The sequence below is a fragment of the Micromonospora sp. NPDC049240 genome (assembly GCF_040647835.1).
Classification (GTDB): Bacteria; Actinomycetota; Actinomycetes; order Mycobacteriales; family Micromonosporaceae; genus Micromonospora.
Window position 1 is genome coordinate 86,220 of the sequence record NZ_JBEZCX010000024.1, and the last position, 16,222, is coordinate 102,441.

General features: G+C 74.7%; 18 protein-coding genes. 14 read left to right on the plus strand and 4 right to left on the minus strand.

What is annotated here, in order from left to right:
• Positions 1 to 1,038 carry a zinc-binding dehydrogenase gene (locus tag AB0B02_RS28230; RefSeq protein WP_281940505.1) on the minus strand — a complete coding sequence of 346 codons (1,038 nt, stop codon included), beginning with the start codon at positions 1,036 to 1,038 and terminating at the stop codon, positions 1 to 3.
• A 121-nt stretch (positions 1,039 to 1,159) separates the two neighbouring features.
• Here AB0B02_RS28230 and AB0B02_RS28235 point away from each other — a divergent pair, with 121 nt between their 5' ends.
• From AB0B02_RS28235 to AB0B02_RS28255, 5 genes are read left to right on the plus strand one after another with little or no spacing between them, the layout of a single operon-like run.
• Positions 1,160 to 2,551: an extracellular solute-binding protein gene (locus AB0B02_RS28235; RefSeq protein WP_357305298.1), complete on the plus strand. Its 1,392-nt coding sequence runs from the start codon at positions 1,160 to 1,162 to the stop codon at positions 2,549 to 2,551.
• Positions 2,548 to 3,507, plus strand: coding sequence for a sugar ABC transporter permease (locus tag AB0B02_RS28240; RefSeq protein ID WP_281940501.1), 960 nt, complete (start codon positions 2,548 to 2,550; stop codon positions 3,505 to 3,507). The genes AB0B02_RS28235 and AB0B02_RS28240 overlap by 4 nt, the downstream gene beginning before the upstream one ends.
• A complete protein-coding gene (locus tag AB0B02_RS28245; RefSeq protein WP_107162409.1) occupies positions 3,507 to 4,373 on the plus strand; it encodes a carbohydrate ABC transporter permease in 867 nt (288 codons plus the stop codon). Before AB0B02_RS28240 ends, AB0B02_RS28245 begins: the two co-directional genes overlap by 1 nt.
• 30 nt (positions 4,374 to 4,403) lie before the next feature.
• Entirely contained in the window at positions 4,404 to 5,006 is a 603-nt protein-coding gene (locus tag AB0B02_RS28250) for a phosphatase PAP2 family protein (protein ID WP_357305303.1), read from the plus strand.
• A gap of 23 nt (positions 5,007 to 5,029) precedes the next feature.
• Complete coding sequence (locus AB0B02_RS28255; protein WP_281940497.1) at positions 5,030 to 5,632, plus strand: class I SAM-dependent methyltransferase; 603 nt, start codon at positions 5,030 to 5,032, stop codon at positions 5,630 to 5,632.
• Between the two features lie 90 nt (positions 5,633 to 5,722).
• Here the strand turns inward: AB0B02_RS28255 and eccB are convergent, their stop codons facing one another.
• On the minus strand, positions 5,723 to 7,105 hold the full coding sequence (gene eccB, locus AB0B02_RS28260) for a type VII secretion protein EccB (protein WP_357305307.1): 1,383 nt from the start codon (positions 7,103 to 7,105) through the stop codon (positions 5,723 to 5,725).
• Between the two features lie 138 nt (positions 7,106 to 7,243).
• Here eccB and AB0B02_RS28265 point away from each other — a divergent pair, with 138 nt between their 5' ends.
• From AB0B02_RS28265 to AB0B02_RS28305, 9 genes are all read left to right on the plus strand, one after another.
• Positions 7,244 to 7,513: a metal-sensitive transcriptional regulator gene (locus AB0B02_RS28265; RefSeq protein WP_281940493.1), complete on the plus strand. Its 270-nt coding sequence runs from the start codon at positions 7,244 to 7,246 to the stop codon at positions 7,511 to 7,513.
• 125 nt (positions 7,514 to 7,638) lie between these two features.
• On the plus strand, positions 7,639 to 9,039 hold the full coding sequence (locus AB0B02_RS28270) for an MBL fold metallo-hydrolase (RefSeq protein WP_281940491.1): 1,401 nt from the start codon (positions 7,639 to 7,641) through the stop codon (positions 9,037 to 9,039).
• A gap of 85 nt (positions 9,040 to 9,124) precedes the next feature.
• Entirely contained in the window at positions 9,125 to 9,715 is a 591-nt protein-coding gene (locus AB0B02_RS28275; RefSeq protein WP_357305312.1) for a rhodanese-like domain-containing protein, read from the plus strand.
• Entirely contained in the window at positions 9,712 to 10,608 is an 897-nt protein-coding gene (locus AB0B02_RS28280; RefSeq protein WP_357305315.1) for a sulfite exporter TauE/SafE family protein, read from the plus strand. The genes AB0B02_RS28275 and AB0B02_RS28280 overlap by 4 nt, the downstream gene beginning before the upstream one ends.
• On the plus strand, positions 10,547 to 11,155 hold the full coding sequence (locus AB0B02_RS28285; protein ID WP_281940486.1) for a class I SAM-dependent methyltransferase: 609 nt from the start codon (positions 10,547 to 10,549) through the stop codon (positions 11,153 to 11,155). The genes AB0B02_RS28280 and AB0B02_RS28285 overlap by 62 nt, the downstream gene beginning before the upstream one ends.
• 101 nt (positions 11,156 to 11,256) lie before the next feature.
• On the plus strand, positions 11,257 to 11,967 hold the full coding sequence (locus AB0B02_RS28290) for a spermidine synthase (RefSeq protein WP_281940484.1): 711 nt from the start codon (positions 11,257 to 11,259) through the stop codon (positions 11,965 to 11,967).
• Positions 11,968 to 12,055: 88 nt separating this feature from the next.
• Positions 12,056 to 12,235 carry a hypothetical protein gene (locus tag AB0B02_RS28295; RefSeq protein ID WP_281940483.1) on the plus strand — a complete coding sequence of 60 codons (180 nt, stop codon included), beginning with the start codon at positions 12,056 to 12,058 and terminating at the stop codon, positions 12,233 to 12,235.
• A 90-nt stretch (positions 12,236 to 12,325) separates the two neighbouring features.
• A complete protein-coding gene (locus AB0B02_RS28300; protein WP_357305320.1) occupies positions 12,326 to 14,005 on the plus strand; it encodes a long-chain-fatty-acid--CoA ligase in 1,680 nt (559 codons plus the stop codon).
• An 89-nt stretch (positions 14,006 to 14,094) separates the two neighbouring features.
• Complete coding sequence (locus AB0B02_RS28305) at positions 14,095 to 14,463, plus strand: nuclear transport factor 2 family protein (protein ID WP_281940479.1); 369 nt, start codon at positions 14,095 to 14,097, stop codon at positions 14,461 to 14,463.
• Positions 14,464 to 14,473: 10 nt separating this feature from the next.
• Here AB0B02_RS28305 and AB0B02_RS28310 read toward each other — a convergent pair whose 3' ends face one another.
• Both AB0B02_RS28310 and AB0B02_RS28315 read right to left on the minus strand, forming a co-directional pair.
• Positions 14,474 to 15,079, minus strand: a complete 606-nt coding sequence (locus tag AB0B02_RS28310; protein ID WP_281940477.1) for a response regulator transcription factor — start codon at positions 15,077 to 15,079, stop codon at positions 14,474 to 14,476.
• Positions 15,076 to 16,218 carry a sensor histidine kinase gene (locus AB0B02_RS28315; protein WP_357305325.1) on the minus strand — a complete coding sequence of 381 codons (1,143 nt, stop codon included), beginning with the start codon at positions 16,216 to 16,218 and terminating at the stop codon, positions 15,076 to 15,078. The genes AB0B02_RS28310 and AB0B02_RS28315 overlap by 4 nt, the downstream gene beginning before the upstream one ends.
• Positions 16,219 to 16,222 lie beyond the last annotated feature (4 nt).

A 16,222-nucleotide genomic window follows, 5' to 3' on the forward strand; every position in this document is an offset into this window, starting at 1 on the left:
TCAGAACCTCAGCACCACTTGGAGGACGTCACCGTCACCGCGGTCGAGCAACGCCAGCGCGTCGGCCACCGCGCCCGCGTCGACGACGTGGCTCACCAGCGGCAGCGGGTCGACGCTGCCCTCCGCCACCAGGTCCATGAAGGTGTGCGCGATCCGCGTCCCGGACCACCGGCCGGCCGTGCCGGGGGCCGGGTCGGGGCCGGAGACCTGGGCGGCCACCAGCTGGATCCGGTTGTGGTGGAACTCCTCGCCGAGTTCCAGCCCGTGGGCGTACCCCTGGTAGAAGCCGGCGGCGACGACGCGGCCGGCGTGCGCGGTGGCCCGGATCGCCTCGTGCAGCGCCGGGTAGGCGCCGGACAGCTCCAGGCAGACGTCGGCGCCGCGACCGTCGGTGGCCGCCCGCAGCGCGGCGGCGGCCGAGTCGCCGGCGGCGTCGACGACCCGGCGGGCGCCGAGGCGGGTGGCGTGCGCGAGTCGCCCGGGCATCCGGTCCACGGCCACCACCCGGCTGCCGGAGAGCACCGCGAGCCGGGTGCCGAGCAGCCCGATCACGCCCTGGCCGAAGACGCCGACCCAGTCGCCGAGGTGCAGGTCACCGGCGAGCACCGCGGTCAGCGCGATGGCCCCGGGACGGGCGAAGACGGCGGCGAGCGGGTCGAGGCCGGGGGCGAGCGGGTGCGTCGCGGCGGCGGCGAGCACGGCCTCCGCGCGGTGCCCCCAGATGCCCCAGACGAGCTGGCCGGCGCGGCGGTCGGCGACATCGGGGGCGACCTCGACGATCTCGCCGACCTCCTCGTAGCCGAAGCCGACCACCGGGTACGCGGGCGCGGCCTGCCGGGGCACGAACATCCGGGAGGTGGCGTCCCAGTCCTTGCGGAGCCGGGGGTTGCTGCCCCGGTAGAGGGTCAGCTCGGTGCCGGCGGAGATGCCGGAGTAGCAGGTGCGGACGCGGACCTGACCCGGGCCGAGGCGGTCCGGGGGGCAGGGCTCCAGGCGGATGCTCCGGGGCCCGGCCAGAGAGACAACCCAGTTGGCCATGGCGTCGCTCCGAGGAAAGTGCCGGCCTCAATGCTAACCCAAAAATGGGCATATGTGATTAGATTGATGAATCTGCGGGTATTGATGGCGTGCTGTGTATTTTCGAGAAGGAGTGCCGCCGATGCCATCACCCTCCACACGGCTGCTCGCTTCGAGCCTGATCCTGGCACTGGCCGGGGTCGGCACGACCGCCTGCAGCGACGACGAGCAGAAATCCGACGGTTCCCAGATCACCGTCTGGAGCCTGGAGGACGTGGCCGACCGGGTCACCGCCACCAAGGCGATCATCGCCGACTACACCGCGAAGACCGGCGTGAAGGTCAACCTGGTCACCGTCAACGAGGACCAGTTCCCGTCGCTGATCGCGTCCAGCGCCGCCGCCGGCGACCTGCCCGACGTGGTCGGCTCGGTGTCGCTCGCCGGCGTCCGCACGCTCGCCGCCAACGAGCTGCTGGAGCCGGACGCCAACAAGGCCGTGGTGGACAAGCTCGGGCGGGACACGTTCTCCCCCCGCGCGCTGGAGCTGACCAGTGACGGCGGCACCCAGCTCGCGGTGCCCAGCGACGGCTGGGGCCAACTGCTCGTCTACCGCAAGGACCTGTTCGACGCGGCCGGCCTGCCCGCCCCCGACACGTACGAGAAGATCGCCGCCGCGGCGGCGAAGCTGAACACCGGCGGCGTCGCCGGCATCACCGCGGCGACCGCCCCCGGCGACGTGTTCACCCAGCAGACCTTCGAGCACCTCGCGCTGGCCAACAACTGCCAGCTCACCGACGACGCCGGCAAGGTCACACTCGACTCACCGGAGTGCGTGGAGGCGTTCCGGTTCTACGGCGACCTGATGCGGAACAACTCGGTCAGGGGCGCGCAGGACGTCGACACCACCCGGGCCACCTACTTCGCCGGCAGGGCGGCCATGCTGATCTGGTCGCCGTTCGTCCTCGACGAGCTGGCCGGCCTGCGCGACGACGCGCGGCCCACCTGCCCGCAGTGCCAGGCCGACCCGGCGTGGCTGGCGAAGAACAGCGGCTTCGTCACCGCGATCAAGGGCCCGAACGGCACCGCGCCGGCCCAGTACGGCGAGGTCAGCTCCTGGGCGGTGCTCGACGACGCGGCCGACCCGGCGACATCCTTCGTGGAGTACATGCTCTCCGACGGCTACCCGCGCTGGTTCGGCATGTCCCCCGAGGGGCGGTTCCCGGTGCGCACCGGCACGCCGGAGGACAAGCAGAAGTTCCGCACGCTGTGGAACACCAGCCCGGCCGGGGTGGACACCAAGAAGCCGCTCTCCGACGTCTACGGCGACGACGTGCTGGCCACGCTGCGCAAGAGCCCGGACACGTTCCAGCGCTGGGGGCTGACCCAGGGTCAGGGCAAGCTGGTCGGCGCCATCCTCGGCGAGCTGCCGGTGCCCAAGGCGCTCGCGGACGTGGTCGGCGGCAAGTCCGACGCCCGGGCCGCCGCCGAGCGCGCCAAGAAGGACGTCGAGGCCATCGCCAAGGGCGTCAATTGACCACCGTCGCGCCGGAGGCCGGCCGCTCCCCCACCCCGGAGCGGCCCCGCCGGCCCGGCCGCCGCCCGCTGACGCTGCGCCGCCGGGAGTCCCGCGCCGGGCTCGCGCTGGTCGCGCCGACGCTGCTCGTCGTGCTCGCGGTGATCGGCATACCCATCGTCTGGACCGTGGTGCTGGCCTTCCAGCGGGTACGCCTGGCGACGCTGCGCAAGACCGGCCTGTTCGGCGAGCTGACGCTGGACAACATCGACCGGGTGCTGCACACCCCCGGGTTCGCCGACACGCTCTGGACCACCGTGGTCTACAGCGTCGGCGGCACCGCCGGCTCGATCGTGGTTGGCCTGGTCGCGGCGCTGGCCGTCCGGGGGCCGTTCCGGGGCCGTACGCTCGTGCGCGCGTCGATGCTGCTGCCGTACGTGGCGCCGGTGGTCGCCATGACGTTCGTCTGGCAGGTGATGCTCGACCCGCAGCTCGGCATCGTCAACGACTGGGGACGGCGCTTCCTCGGCTGGGACGCCCCGGTGGCGTTCCTGTCCCAGGAGTCCACCGCGCTGTGGACGGTGATCGCGTTCGAAGCGTGGCGCTACTTCCCGTTCGCGTTCCTGTTCCTGCTGGCCCGGCTCCAGGCCGTGCCGGCGGAGCTGGAGGAGGCCGCCCGGGTCGACGGCGCCACCCCGACCCAGCGCTTCCGGCACATCCTGCTGCCGCAGCTCATGCCCGTGATCGCGCTGCTCGGCGTGCTCCGGTTCATCATGACGTTCAACAAGTTCGACGACGTCTACCTGCTCACCGGCGGCTCGGCCGGCACCGAGGTGGTCAGCGTCCGGGTCTACCAGTTCCTCACCGCGCGTACCGACATCGGCGCCGCCGCTGCCCAGGCGGTCGTACTGGCCGTGGTGCTTCTCGTGTTCGTGGCCATCTACCTGCGCTTCTTCGGCGCGAAACGGGAGGCGTGATGGATCGGGACCGGATCGAGACGGTCAGCCTGCGCTGGCTGCGCCGGCTGGTGATCGCCGGCTTCCTGCTGGTCACGCTGCTGCCGTTCTGGTACATGCTGGTGCTGTCGGTACGCCCGATCGAGCGCCTGCTGCTCGACCCCGGCTCGCTCTGGGTGCCGTTCGGCGAGCTGACCGTCGCCACGTACGCCGAGGTGTTGAAGTCGGTGGAGAGCGGCGGCCAGGGTTTCCTCACGTTCATCCGCAACAGCGGCCTGGTGGCGCTGGCCGCGACCGTGCTCACCCTGGTGGTCGCCATCCCCGGCGCGTACGCGGTCTCCCGGCTGCGGTTCTTCGGCCGCCGGCAGGTCAGCGCGCTGTTCCTGGCGGTCTACCTGTTCCCGTCGATCGTCATCGCGATCCCGCTGTTCGTGGTCTTCAGCCGCGCCGGGCTGCGCGGGTCGTTGTTCGGGCTGGTGCTGGTCTACATCTCGCAGACGCTGCCGGTCTCGGTCTACATGCTCAAGAACTACTTCGAGACCATCCCGGTCAGCCTGGAGGAGTCCGCGGCGATCGACGGTGCCGGCCGGCTCGGCATCATCCGCCGGGTCAGTCTGCCGCTCGCCGCGCCGTCGGTGATGGCGGTCGCGCTCTACGACTTCATGATCGCCTGGAACGAGTTCCTGTTCGCGCTGCTGTTCCTGGTCGACCGGCCGGACCGGTGGACCGTCTCGTTGGGGCTGTCGTTGCTCGCCGACGGAGTCGAGGTGCCCAAGACGGTGCTGATGGCCGGCTCGGTCATCCTCACCCTGCCGATCGTGGTGCTCTTCTTCGCCGGCGAACGGCTGCTCACCGAGGGTCTCACCAGTGGGGCCGAGAAGGGCTGAGCAGGGACGGCGGCATGCCAGGATGACCCGGTGCGATCACCACGGGAGCGCCCGGCCGGCGCGCGGCTGGCCCGGCTGCTCACCGAGGTGTTCGCACCGGGCGTCCTGGTGACCGCGTTGCCGCTGGTGGCCGCCGCCCGGGTCAGCCGCTCACCGGCCCAGTTCCTGCTCTGGGGCGGCACCGCGCTGCTGTGCTGCGCGATCATCCCGGTCGGGGTGATCGTCCACGGCGTACGCCGGGGTCGGCTCACCGACCGGCACGTCGGCGACCACCGGCAGCGGGCCCGGCCGCTGTCGATCGGCCTGGCCTCGGTGGCGGTCGGATTGCTGCTGCTGGCGGCGCTGGACGCGCCGGCCGAGCTGTTCGCGGTGATCGTGGTCATCTTCGTGGTGGGCGCGGCCTGCACGCTCGTCAACCACTGGTGGAAGCTGAGCATCCACGCGGCGGTGGCCGCCGCCACGGTGACCGTGCTGGTGCTGCTGTTCGGGCCGGTGGCGCACCTGGGCTGGCCGCTGGCGGCGGCGGTCGGCTGGTCCCGGGTGCGGCTGCGTGACCACACCGGGCCGCAGGTGCTGGCCGGCGCCGCGCTCGGCGCGCCGCTGGCCGCCGCCACGTTCCTCGCGCTGACCTGAACAAGATCAGTTACGGTTGGCCCATGAGCAAGCCGACCCGCTGGGTGACCGACACCAAGCCCGGCCACTCGCAGTGGTACGTCGACCGGTTCCGCCGCCTCGCCGCCGAGGGGGCGGACCTGGCCGGCGAGGCCCGCCTGGTGGACGCGCTGGTGCCGCCCGGCGCGCGGATCCTCGACGCCGGCTGCGGCACCGGCCGGGTCGCCGCCGTGCTGGCCGACCGCGGCCACACCGTCGTCGGCGTCGACGCCGATCCGACGCTTGTCGAGGCCGCCCGCGCCGACCACCCCGGTCCCCGGTTCCTGGTCGCCGACCTGGCCGAGCTGGACCTGCCCGCACAGGGCGAGCCCGAGCCGTTCGACGCGGCGGTGGTGGCCGGCAACGTGATGACCTTCGTCGCCCCCGGCACCGAGCGCGCCGTGCTGGCCCGGATCGCCGCGCACGTGCGTCCCGACGGCGTGGTGGTGGTCGGCTTCGGCACGGACCGGGGTTACCCGGTCGCCGAGCTGGACGCCGACGCGGTCGCCGCCGGCCTGCGCCGGGAGCACCGCTTCGCCACCTGGGACCTGCGTCCCTGGCAGGACGACGCCGGGTTCGCGGTGACCGTGCTGCGCCGCCCGGCCTGAGTCGCCCGCCCGGCCCGGTTGCGCTCGACCTGAGTCGCGCCCGGCCCCGGTCACGCCCGGCGTACTCGCGCCGGCCCGAGCCGCGCCCGGTCAGGCCGGGGCGGCCACGGCACGGGCCGCTGCCGGATCGAGCGGGCTGCCGGCCGGCAGCAGGTCCACCAGTCCCGCCGGCAGCCGCACCGGCCGCACCCCGGAGTAGCCGAGCATGCCCGGCACGTCCGCGCCGGCCAGCGCGTACCGCCGGCCCAGGTCGGTGACCACGCACACGGTGCCGCCGGTCGCGCCCGGGGCGGCCACCGCCTCCACCAGCGCGCCGCGCCCGGGCTCCACCACGACCTGGTCGGCGAGCCCACCCCGACCCCCGGCGGTACGCGCGGCGGCGGCCGGGTCCGGTGCGGTGACGCCGAGCCGGATCTCGCGTACGCCGGTGTCGTCACCGGCCCGCGCGCAGAGCGCGCCCGGATCGGCGGTGGCGAGCCGGGGCGGCACGGCGGGCGGCGCGGCGGGCCCGGCCGGCACCAGGTCGGGCAGCTTCGGCAGCGCCGCGAACCGGCCGAGCGTGATCGGTGCCGGCTCGCCCTGCCCGGTGCGGGCCAGCAGCAGCGCGGCCTGCAACTCGGTGATGCCGGCCAGCCCGTCGCGCGCCACCACCGCGTACTGCCGGCCGCCGCCGGAGTTGCGCACCAGGTAGACGTCGCCCACGGCGGCGTCGGGGACCCGTGCCGAGGGAGCGCCGAGCACGCCCACCGGCGGTGGGACCAGGTCGGCGCCGGTCGGCACGGTGTTGAGCAACGCCGCCGCGACGGGGACGGCCCGTTCCCGGGTGGCGGCCAGCGCGGCGAGCACCCGGTCGGTGTCGCGCAGCAGGTACCGCCGGTCGTGCCAGAGCAGGTGCAGGCCGCCGTCCGGGTGGCGGACCAGCAGGCCCTGGTCGCCGAGCGCCCGCCCACCGGCCGCGGCCCGCCCGATCAACAGCGCCGAGCGGGCCTCGGGCCGGCCCGCCTCCACGGTCACCGACGAGCAGAGCGTCCAGCCGTCGCCGACCAGCCGGTTCGGCGCGGGCAGCGAATCCGGCGCGTCGGCGATGCCGAGCGGCAGCCCACGGGGCACCCCGTCGATGGCCCGGCGGGTGACCAGCACGGTCTTCGGCCGCTCCGCCCCGATGATCAGCAGGGCCGAGGCATAGTTGAGCACCGGGTGCAGCTTCTCGTCGCGGTAGACGAACCGGGCGCCGGACTCCTTCTCCACGATCACCGCACCGGTGTCCCGCCAGGAGCTGCCGCCGCCGGTGAACAGGCCGTACAACGCCACTCCGCCGAGCGCGATCACCGCGACCAGCACGCTGGCCAGGCCGGCGCCGGCCAACCGGCGGAACGGCGACTGCGCCGGATCGGTCTCCCGCATCACCAGTGCGGCGACCGCCCGCTGCACGGTGAACTGGTACGAGTGCAGCTGGTCCTGCCGCGACGCCATCGGGCCCTCCATCGGGATAGTCGCCGCACAGGATAAGCGCTCCGTCGATCCCCCGCCCACCCTGCGTTGCCCCCGGGCGGCAGGGGCGGTGGCAGGTTGGGTACCCCCGGGGGTATGGTCGGGGGCAGGAGGTGGGACGTGAAGCTTCGACCCGAGATGACCAGTGACGCGCTGACCCGACTCAAGCGGGCCCGGGGGCAGCTCAACGCCGTGATCGAGATGATGGAGAACGGCGAGGACTGCCGCGCCGCGCTGACCCAGCTCGCCGCCGTCTCCAAGGCCATCGACCGGGCCGGCTTCAAGATCATCGCCTCCGGCATGCGCCACTGCGGCGCCGCCCGCCGGGCGGGCGAGGAGCCGGAGATGACCGAGGAGGAGCTGGAGAAGCTCTTCCTCGCCCTGGCCTGACCCACCGACTTCCGCCCGCGCCGCCTGATCGCGACGCGGGCGGGTAATCCGCGCCCGGAACCGGGCCGGAGTCTGCCTCCCACATACCCCCGGGGGTATCTGGGGACGAGGAGAGGAGAACGCACGTGAGCACCGAGGTGACAGTCATCGCGACGTCCTCGCTCGGCGACCGCAGCTACCTGGCGTCCGACGGCCGGGTGGCGGTCGTGGTCGACCCGCAGCGCGACATCGACCGCGTCCTGCACCTGGCCGGCGCGCGGGGAGTGCGGATCACCCACGTGGTGGAGACGCACCTGCACAACGACTACGTCTCCGGTGGCCTGGAACTGGCCCGGATCACCGGCGCCCACTACCTGGTGTCCGCCGCCGACGAGGTCGGCTTCGACCGGATGCCGGTGACCGACGGCGACGTGGTGCCGGTGTCGGACGGCCTGCGGCTGCGGGTGGTCGGCACCCCCGGCCACACCTTCCACCACCTGTCGTACGTGCTGGACGAGGCGGGCGGCGGCGGCTGGACCCCGGCCGGCGTGTTCACCGGCGGGTCGCTGCTGTTCGGCACCACCGGCCGCACCGACCTGCTCGGCCAGCGGCACGCCCACGAGCTGGCCCACCACCAGCACGCCTCCGCCCGCAAGCTGGTCGACCTGCTGCCCGACGGCGCGCAGGTGTGGCCCACGCACGGCTTCGGCAGCTTCTGCTCGGCCCGCCAGGCCGACGCCCCGGAGTCGACCATCGGCCGGGAGAAGGCGGCCAACCCGGTGCTGCGGCTGGCCGCCGACCGGTTCGTCACCGAGACGCTCGCCGGCCTGGACGCCTACCCGGCCTACTACGCGCACATGGGCGTGGCCAACGCCGCCGGCCCCGCCCCGGTCGACCTCACGCCGGTGGCCCGCGCCGACGCCGGTGAGCTGCGCCGCCGGATCGCCGCCGGCGAGTGGGTGGTCGACCTGCGGCACCGCAAGGCGTACGCGGCCTCGCACCTGGCCGGCACCGTCGGTCTGGGCCTGGACGGGCCGATGTCGACGTGGCTCGGCTGGCTGATCGAGTGGGGCGTGCCGATCACGCTCCTGGCGGAGACGCCGGAGCAGGTCGCCGACGCCCAGCGGGAGCTGGTCCGGATCGGCGTCGACCGGCCGGCCGCGCAGGCCACCGGCGACCCCGGGCAGTGGGCCACCGACCGCGCGGAGTTGCGCGAGCTGACCGTGGCCGACTTCGCGGCGTTGGCCGCCGCGCAGGCCGGCCACATCCCGGCCGGACTGCCCGCCCCGCAGGTCGTGCTCGACGTCCGGATGACCAACGAGTGGCGGGCCGGGCACGTCGACGGCGCGGTGCACGTCCCCCTGCCCGACCTGCCCGGACGGCTCACCGACCTGCCCGCCGGGACGGTCTGGGTGCACTGCGGCTCCGGCTACCGGGCCACCGCCGCCGCGTCCCTGCTGGCCAACGCCGGCCGCGACGTGGTGCTGATCGACGACGCGTTCGGCCGCGCCGAGTCGGCCGGCGTCCGGATGGCCCCGGCCGGCTGACCGTCCCCGCCACCCCGCCCGGCCGGCGCGCGACGCGCCGGCCGGCGACGACCCCTGCCCGCAAAACCACCGAAGGAGAACAGACATGACCACCACCAACCCGTCGACCGTCGACGCGGCGACGCTGGGCGAGCTGATCGCCGCCGGCCGCGCGCCCCGGCTGCTGGACGTCCGCACCCCCGGCGAGTTCGAGGCCACGCACATCCCCGGCGCCTACAACGTGCCGCTGGACCTGCTCCGGGAGCACCGCGCGGAGCTGCGCGCCCACCTGGACGAGGACGTGGTGCTGATCTGCCGCTCCGGCGCCCGCGCCGGCCAGGCGGAGCGGGCGCTGGCCACCGTCGGCCTGCCCAACCTCCGGGTGCTCGACGGCGGCATGCTGGCCTGGCAGGCCGCGAGCGCCCCGGTCGTCAAGGGCCGGCCGCGCTGGGAGTTGGAGCGTCAGGTCCGCCTGGTCGCCGGTTCGATCGTGCTGGCCGGCGTGCTCGGCTCGGTGTTCGTGCCGGGCCTGAAGTGGGTCGCGGGCGCCATCGGCGCCGGTCTCACCGTCGCGGCGGTCTCGAACACCTGCGCCATGGGCATGCTGCTCGGCCGGTTGCCGTACAACCGGGGTGCGAGCTGCGACCTGGACACCGTCGTCGGCCGGCTCCGCGACGACGCCGGGCGGCGGTCGTGACCGCGCTGGTGCTCACGCTGGCCGGCGCGGTGCTGATCGGCGTGAGCCTGGGCCTGCTCGGCGGCGGCGGGTCGATCCTCGCCGTGCCGTTGCTGGTCTACGTCGCCGGTCTGCCCACCAAGGAGGCCATCGCCACCTCGCTGCTCGTCGTGGGCGCCACCAGCGCGGTCGGCGTGCTGCCGCACGCCCGCGCCCACCGGGTCCGCTGGCGCACCGGGCTGATCTTCGGCGTGGCCGGCATGACCGGCGCGTACGCCGGCGGCCGGCTGGCCGGGTTCGTCCCGGCGAGCGTGCTGCTCACCGCGTTCGCGCTGATGATGCTCGCCACCGCGGCGGCGATGATCCGGGGCCGACGCCCGGTCGAGGGGCGGCCCATGCCGCGCGAGCTGCCGACGCTGCGGGTGATCCTCGACGGCGTGGTCGTCGGGCTGGTCACCGGCCTGGTCGGCGCCGGCGGCGGGTTCCTGGTCGTGCCCGCGCTGGCGCTGCTCGGCGGCCTGCCGATGCCGGTGGCGGTGGGCACGTCGCTGGTGGTCATCGCGATGAAGTCGTTCGCCGGCCTGGCCGGCTACCTGTCTAGCGTGCGGATCGACTGGGCGCTGGCCGCGGCCGTCACCGTCGCCGCGATCGTCGGCAGCCTGCTCGGTGGGCGGCTCGCCGGCCGGATCCCGGAGCACGTGCTCCGCCTGTCGTTCGGCTGGTTCGTGGTGGCGATGGGCGGGTTCGTGCTGGTCCGGCAGTTGCCGCCGCTCGCGGGACTCGGACTGGTCATCCTTGCCGCAGCCGGTACGGTCACGGTGGCGGTGTGGGGCCGCCGAAGGAGGGGACACAGTGGACAGCAGCGCCTGGGACGAACGGTACGCCAACGCGTCGGGACTGGTGTGGAGCGCTGAACCCAACCGTTTCGTGGTCGAGTCGGTGTCCGGGCTGAGCCCCGGCTCCGCGCTGGACGTCGCCGCCGGCGAGGGGCGCAACGCGGTGTGGCTGGCCGGGCAGGGCTGGCGGGTCAACGCGGTCGACTTCTCGGCCGTGGCCGTGGAGCGGGGGCGTGAGCTGGCCGCCGCGCGGGCCGTCACGGTCGACTGGCGGGTGGCCGACGTGACCGCGTACCGGCCGGTGCCGGGCAGCTACGACCTGGTGCTGATCAGCTATCTGCACCTGCCCGCCGCCGACTTCGCCGGGGTGCTCGCGGCGGCCCGGTCGGCGCTGCGCCCGGGCGGCACGCTGGTGGTGGTCGGTCACGACCTGGCCAACCTCGACGCCGGCACCGGCGGTCCGCAGGACGCGAGCGTGCTGCTCACCCCGGAGGCGGTGGTCGACGGGCTGGCCGGGCTGCGCATCGGGCGCGCCGAGACGGCCCGCCGGCCGGTGCCGACCGCCGACGGCGGCACGGTCGACGCGCTGGACACCGTGGTGGTGGCCACCCGACCCGCCGACTGAGGCGGATCCGCCGACCGAGGCGGCCGGACCGGCCCGTTCCCGCCGGCCGGGTCGCGGTCGGCCGGTAGCATCCGGGAACGGATCGGCGGAGGGGACACCGGGTGGGCACGCGTTTCGAGGAACTGGCCTGGCGGGAGACGCCGATCGGGGAGATCAGCCTGCGCCGGCGTCGCGACCCGGCGCTGGACGCCGACGTGTACGAGGTGAAGCTCGGCGACGAGTACCTCATGTCCAGCGCGTTCCCGGTCGCGGAGATCGAGCTGGCCCGGCTGGGGCTGGCCCCGCTGCCCGGGGAGACGCTGGACGTGGTGGTCGGCGGGCTCGGGCTCGGCTACACCGCGCGCACCGCGCTGGCCGACCCCCGGGTGCGCTCGCTGCTGGTGGTCGAGGCGATCGAGGACGTGATCGACTGGCACCGGCAGGAGCTGTTGCCGTTCGCCGCCGGCCTGGCCGCGGATCCGCGTACCCGGTTCGTGCGGGCCGACTTCTTCGCCGCGGTGGCCGGCGGCGGCTTCGACCCGGACGAGCCCGGGCGGCGGTTCCACGCGGTGCTGCTCGACGTGGACCACTCCCCCCGGCACGTGCTGCACCCCGACCATGCGCCGTTCTACACGGTCGACGGGCTGCGCCGGCTGGCCGCGCTGCTGCACCCGGAGGGCGTCTTCGCGCTCTGGTCGAACGACCCGCCGGATCCGGCGTTCCAGCGCACGCTGACCGAGGTGTTCCCGACCTCGGTGGCGCACGTCGTCCGGTTCCCCAACCCGTTGCAGGGGCGGGAGGCGGCGAACACCGTCTACGTGGCCCGGCGCTGACCGTCCGCCGACGGCAGGTCCGGCCGGGCATGCCGGGCCGGGAAGCGGGAAAGCGCGCGGCCGACCGGAGGAGACGGGAGGCACCGACATGCGCGCGTTGCTCTGGGTGGTCGGCGTGGTCGCCGGCGTGCTCATCCTGCTCGGACTGCTGCTGGAGGCGGTCCGCTGGCTCATCATCATCGGCGTGGTCGCGCTGGCCGCGGTCGTCATCTTCGCGATCGTGAAGACCCGGCGGATAGCGCACCGGCACTCGGCGTCGCACCGCTGATGTGACGAACCCGGTAACCTACGCCAACGTAGGTTACCGGCCGGTTAAGTTAGGCTGGGGCCGTCATCCGCGCAGCGAGGAGAGACGGCGATGGACGCGACCGACCGGCGGCCCTGGACCCGCAGCTACGCCCCGGGCGTGCCGGCCGAGGTCCCGGAACCGGACGGCTCCCTCGTCGACCTGCTCACCGACGCGGCCGGCCGGTTCGGGCCCCGGGTGGCGCTCGACTTCTACGGCGCCACCACCACCTTCACCGAACTCGCCGACCAGGTGGCCCGCGCCGCCGAGGCGCTGCGCCGACTCGGCGTCCGACCGAGTGACCGGGTGGCGCTGGTGCTGCCGAACTGCCCGCAGCACGTGGTCGCGTTCTACGCGGTGCTGCGCCTCGGCGCGGTGGTCGTCGAACACAACCCGCTGTACACCGCCGACGAGTTGGACCGGCAGCTCACCGACCACGGCGCCACCGTCGCGATCGCGTGGGACAAGGTCGCGCCGCTGGTGGCGGGCCGCGGCGCCGTGCGTACCGTGGTCTCGGTCGACCTGACCGCGGCGCTGCCCCGGCTCAAGCGGTGGGCGCTGCGGTTGCCGCTGCCGAAGGTCCGGGCCGCCCGCGCGGCCATGACCGGCCCCGCGCCCGGCGCGCGCGCCTGGTCGGAGCTGGTCGGCGCCGCCGAACCGCTGCCCGCCGCGCATCCCGGCCCGGGCGTCGACGACGTGGCGCTGCTCCAGTACACCGGCGGCACCACCGGCATGCCGAAGGGCGCCGTGCTCACCCACCGCAACCTGCGGGCCAACGCCGCGCAGGGCCGGGCCTGGGTGCCCGGCCTGCGCGACGGCGCGGAGACCGTGTACGCGGTGCTGCCGCTGTTCCACGCCTACGGCCTGACGCTCTGCCTCACCTTCGCCGTCGGCATCGGGGCGACGCTGGTGCTGTTCCCCCGCTTCGACGCCGACCAGGTGCTCGACGCGGCCCGCCGTCGCCCGCCGACCTTCCTGCCCGCCGTGCCGCCGGTCTACGCGCGGCTGGCCACCGCCGCCCGCGAGCGCGGCGTCGACCTCACCTCGATCCGGTACGCCATCTCCGGCGCGATGGCGTTGCCGCCGGCCACCGTGGAGCTGTGGGAGTCGGTGACCGGCGGGCTGCTGGTCGAGGGCTACGGCATGACCGAGACGTCCCCGATCACGCTGGGCAACCCGGTCGCGTCGACCCGCCGGCCCGGCACGGTCGGGGTGCCGTTCCCGTCCACCGAGGTGCGCATCGTCGACCCCGAGGACCCGGGCCGCGACCGTGCCCCCGGCGAGGCCGGCGAGCTGCTGGTACGCGGCCCGCAGGTGTTCACCGGCTACTGGAACCGGCCCGACGAGACGGCGAAGGTGCTGCTGCCCGGCGGCTGGCTGCGCACCGGCGACATCGTCACCATGGACGCCGACGGCTTCTTGACAGTGGTCGACCGGATCAAGGAACTCATCATCACCGGCGGCTTCAACGTCTACCCGTCCGAGGTGGAGGACGCGCTGCGCCGCGTCCCCGGCGTGGTCGAAGCCGCCGCCGTGGGCGTGCCCACCGCGGACGGCGAGGAGGTCGTCGCCGCCGTGGTGCTCGACCCCGCCGTGGCCGGCACCCCGGAGGCGATCCGCACCGCCTGCCGCGCCCACCTGGCCGGCTACAAGGTGCCCCGCCGGGTCGTGGTGGTCGAGGGCCTGCCCCGCTCCCAGATCGGCAAGATCCTGCGCCGCGAGGTCCGCGACCGGCTCCTCGCCGACGGCTGAGGTCCTGGCCGGCGCGACGTCGTCGACCGACGTTCTGCCCAGCGCGAAGTCACCGGCCGCAACCGGTCCGCGCGGGCCACACTCGGGGGATGACGACCCTCGGATCCGACGCGGCACCGGCCCGGCTCACGGCGCTCTACGCGGCGTTCAACGAACGCGACGTGCCGACCCTGCTGGCGGCCATGACGCCGGACGTCTCCTGGCCCAACGGCTGGGAGGGTGGGGTGCTCCGGGGCCGGGCCGAGGTGGGCGACTACTGGCGGCGGCAGTGGGCCGAACTCGACCCGTCGGTGACGCCGACCGCCTTCACGGTGGAGCCCGACGGCCGGGTCGCCGTGTCGGTCCGCCAGGTGGTGCGGGACCGGGCCGGCGTCGAGCTGGCGGACCATACCGTCACGCACGTCTACCGCCTCGTCGACGGCCTGGTGGCCGAGATGGAGATTCGCCCGGGGCCCTGACCGCCGGTCGTCAGAGCCAACCGTTCGCCCGCGCGGTGCGCGCCGCCTCGATCCGGTTGCGGGTGCCGGTCTTGCCGATCGCCGCCGACAGGTAGTTGCGGACCGTGCTCTCCGACAGGTGCAGCTCGGCGGCGATGTCGGCGACGGTGGCCCCGTCCTCGGCGGTGGCCAGCACCGCGCGTTCCCGGTCGGTCAGCGGATCGGGGCCGGCCGACAGCGCCGCCGCCGCCAACGCCGGGTCGATCACCCGCTCGCCGGCCAGCACCCGCCGGACCGCCGCCGCCAACTCCGCCACCGGCCCGTCCTTCACCAGGAATCCCCGGGCGCCGGCCTCCATCGCCCGGCGGAGGTAGCCGGGGCGGCCGAACGTGGTGAGGATGAGCACCAGGCAGTCGGGCACCTCGGTGCGCAGCGCGGCGGCGGCATCCAGACCGGTGCCGTCGGGCATCTCGATGTCGAGCAGCGCCACGTCCGGCCGGGTCCGCCGGGCCGCCGCCACCGCGCCCGCCCCGGTGCTCTCCTCGGCCACCACCTCGAGGTCGGGTTCGAGGTTCAGCAGCAGGGCCAACGCGCCCCGCATCATGCCCTGGTCCTCGGCGAGGAGCAGCCGGATCACGCCGGCACCGCCGCGGCCGGTCGACGATCGATCCGGGCGGTGAGCAACAGGCCGCCGCCGGGCGCCGGTCCGACGTCCAGCGTGCCCCGGGCCCGACCCAGCCGCTCGGCGAGTCCACGCAGCCCGTTGCCGAACCCGGGCCGGCCGCCGACGCCGTCGTCCCGCACGGTCAGCACCGACCCGTCGCGTCCCGTGTGGAGCGCGATCTCGCACCGGGACGCCCGGCTGTGCCGCAGCACGTTCGTCACCGCCTCGCGGAGCACCCAGCCGAACACGTCGTCGGCGGCCACGCCGAGCGGGTCACCGCTGCGGCGTACCGTCACCGCGATCCCCGCGTCGGCCAGGGCGACCCGGGCGTTGGCCAACTCCCGGCCGAAGCTGTGGTCCCGGTAGCCGGTGACCGCCTCGCGGACCTCGGCCAGCGCGGTCCGGCCGATCCGCTCGATGTCCGCGGCCTCCGTCGCCGCCCGGTCCGGGTCGGTCCGGGCCAGGCGGCGGGCCACCTCCGCCTTCACCACCACCAACGACAGCGTGTGCCCGAGCAGGTCGTGCAGGTCCCGGGCGAACCGGAGCCGTTCCTGCCTGACCGCCGAACGGGCCAGCTCCCGCTGGGTCCGGCGCAGCTCGTCGACGAGCTGCGCCATCCGGGCGAACGCCAGCGTCATGGCGCCGGCGAGCATGGTGATCAGCGCGGTCTGCGCGGTGTCGGCGACCGGCGCGCCCCGAGCCGCGCCGATCACCGGAACCGCCGCGACCGCACCGCCGACCCAGGCGGCGCCCCGCGCCGGCCGGGCCACCGTCACGGCGCCCGCCGCCGCCACGTACATCAGCAGGATCAGCCAGCCGCCCGGCCCACCGGCGTACGCGCCGGCCAGGCCGGCGCCGAGCAACGCGAACAGCGCCAGTCCGAGGCGCCGAACGGTCGGCGGGACCGGCAGGGACGCCACCGGCACGGCCACCAACGCGAGGTAGAGCAGCGCGAACGCGACCAGTCCGACGGCCGCCGGCGCGGCGGGCCGCACCCGGCCCCCGGCGATCGCGGCGGCCGGCGGAACCAGCAGCCAGAACCACAGCGTGTGGGCCGCGACCAGCGCGATGCCGCGTCGCCGCCGGGCGGCGTCCGGGTCGGTGACGGCCATGGCA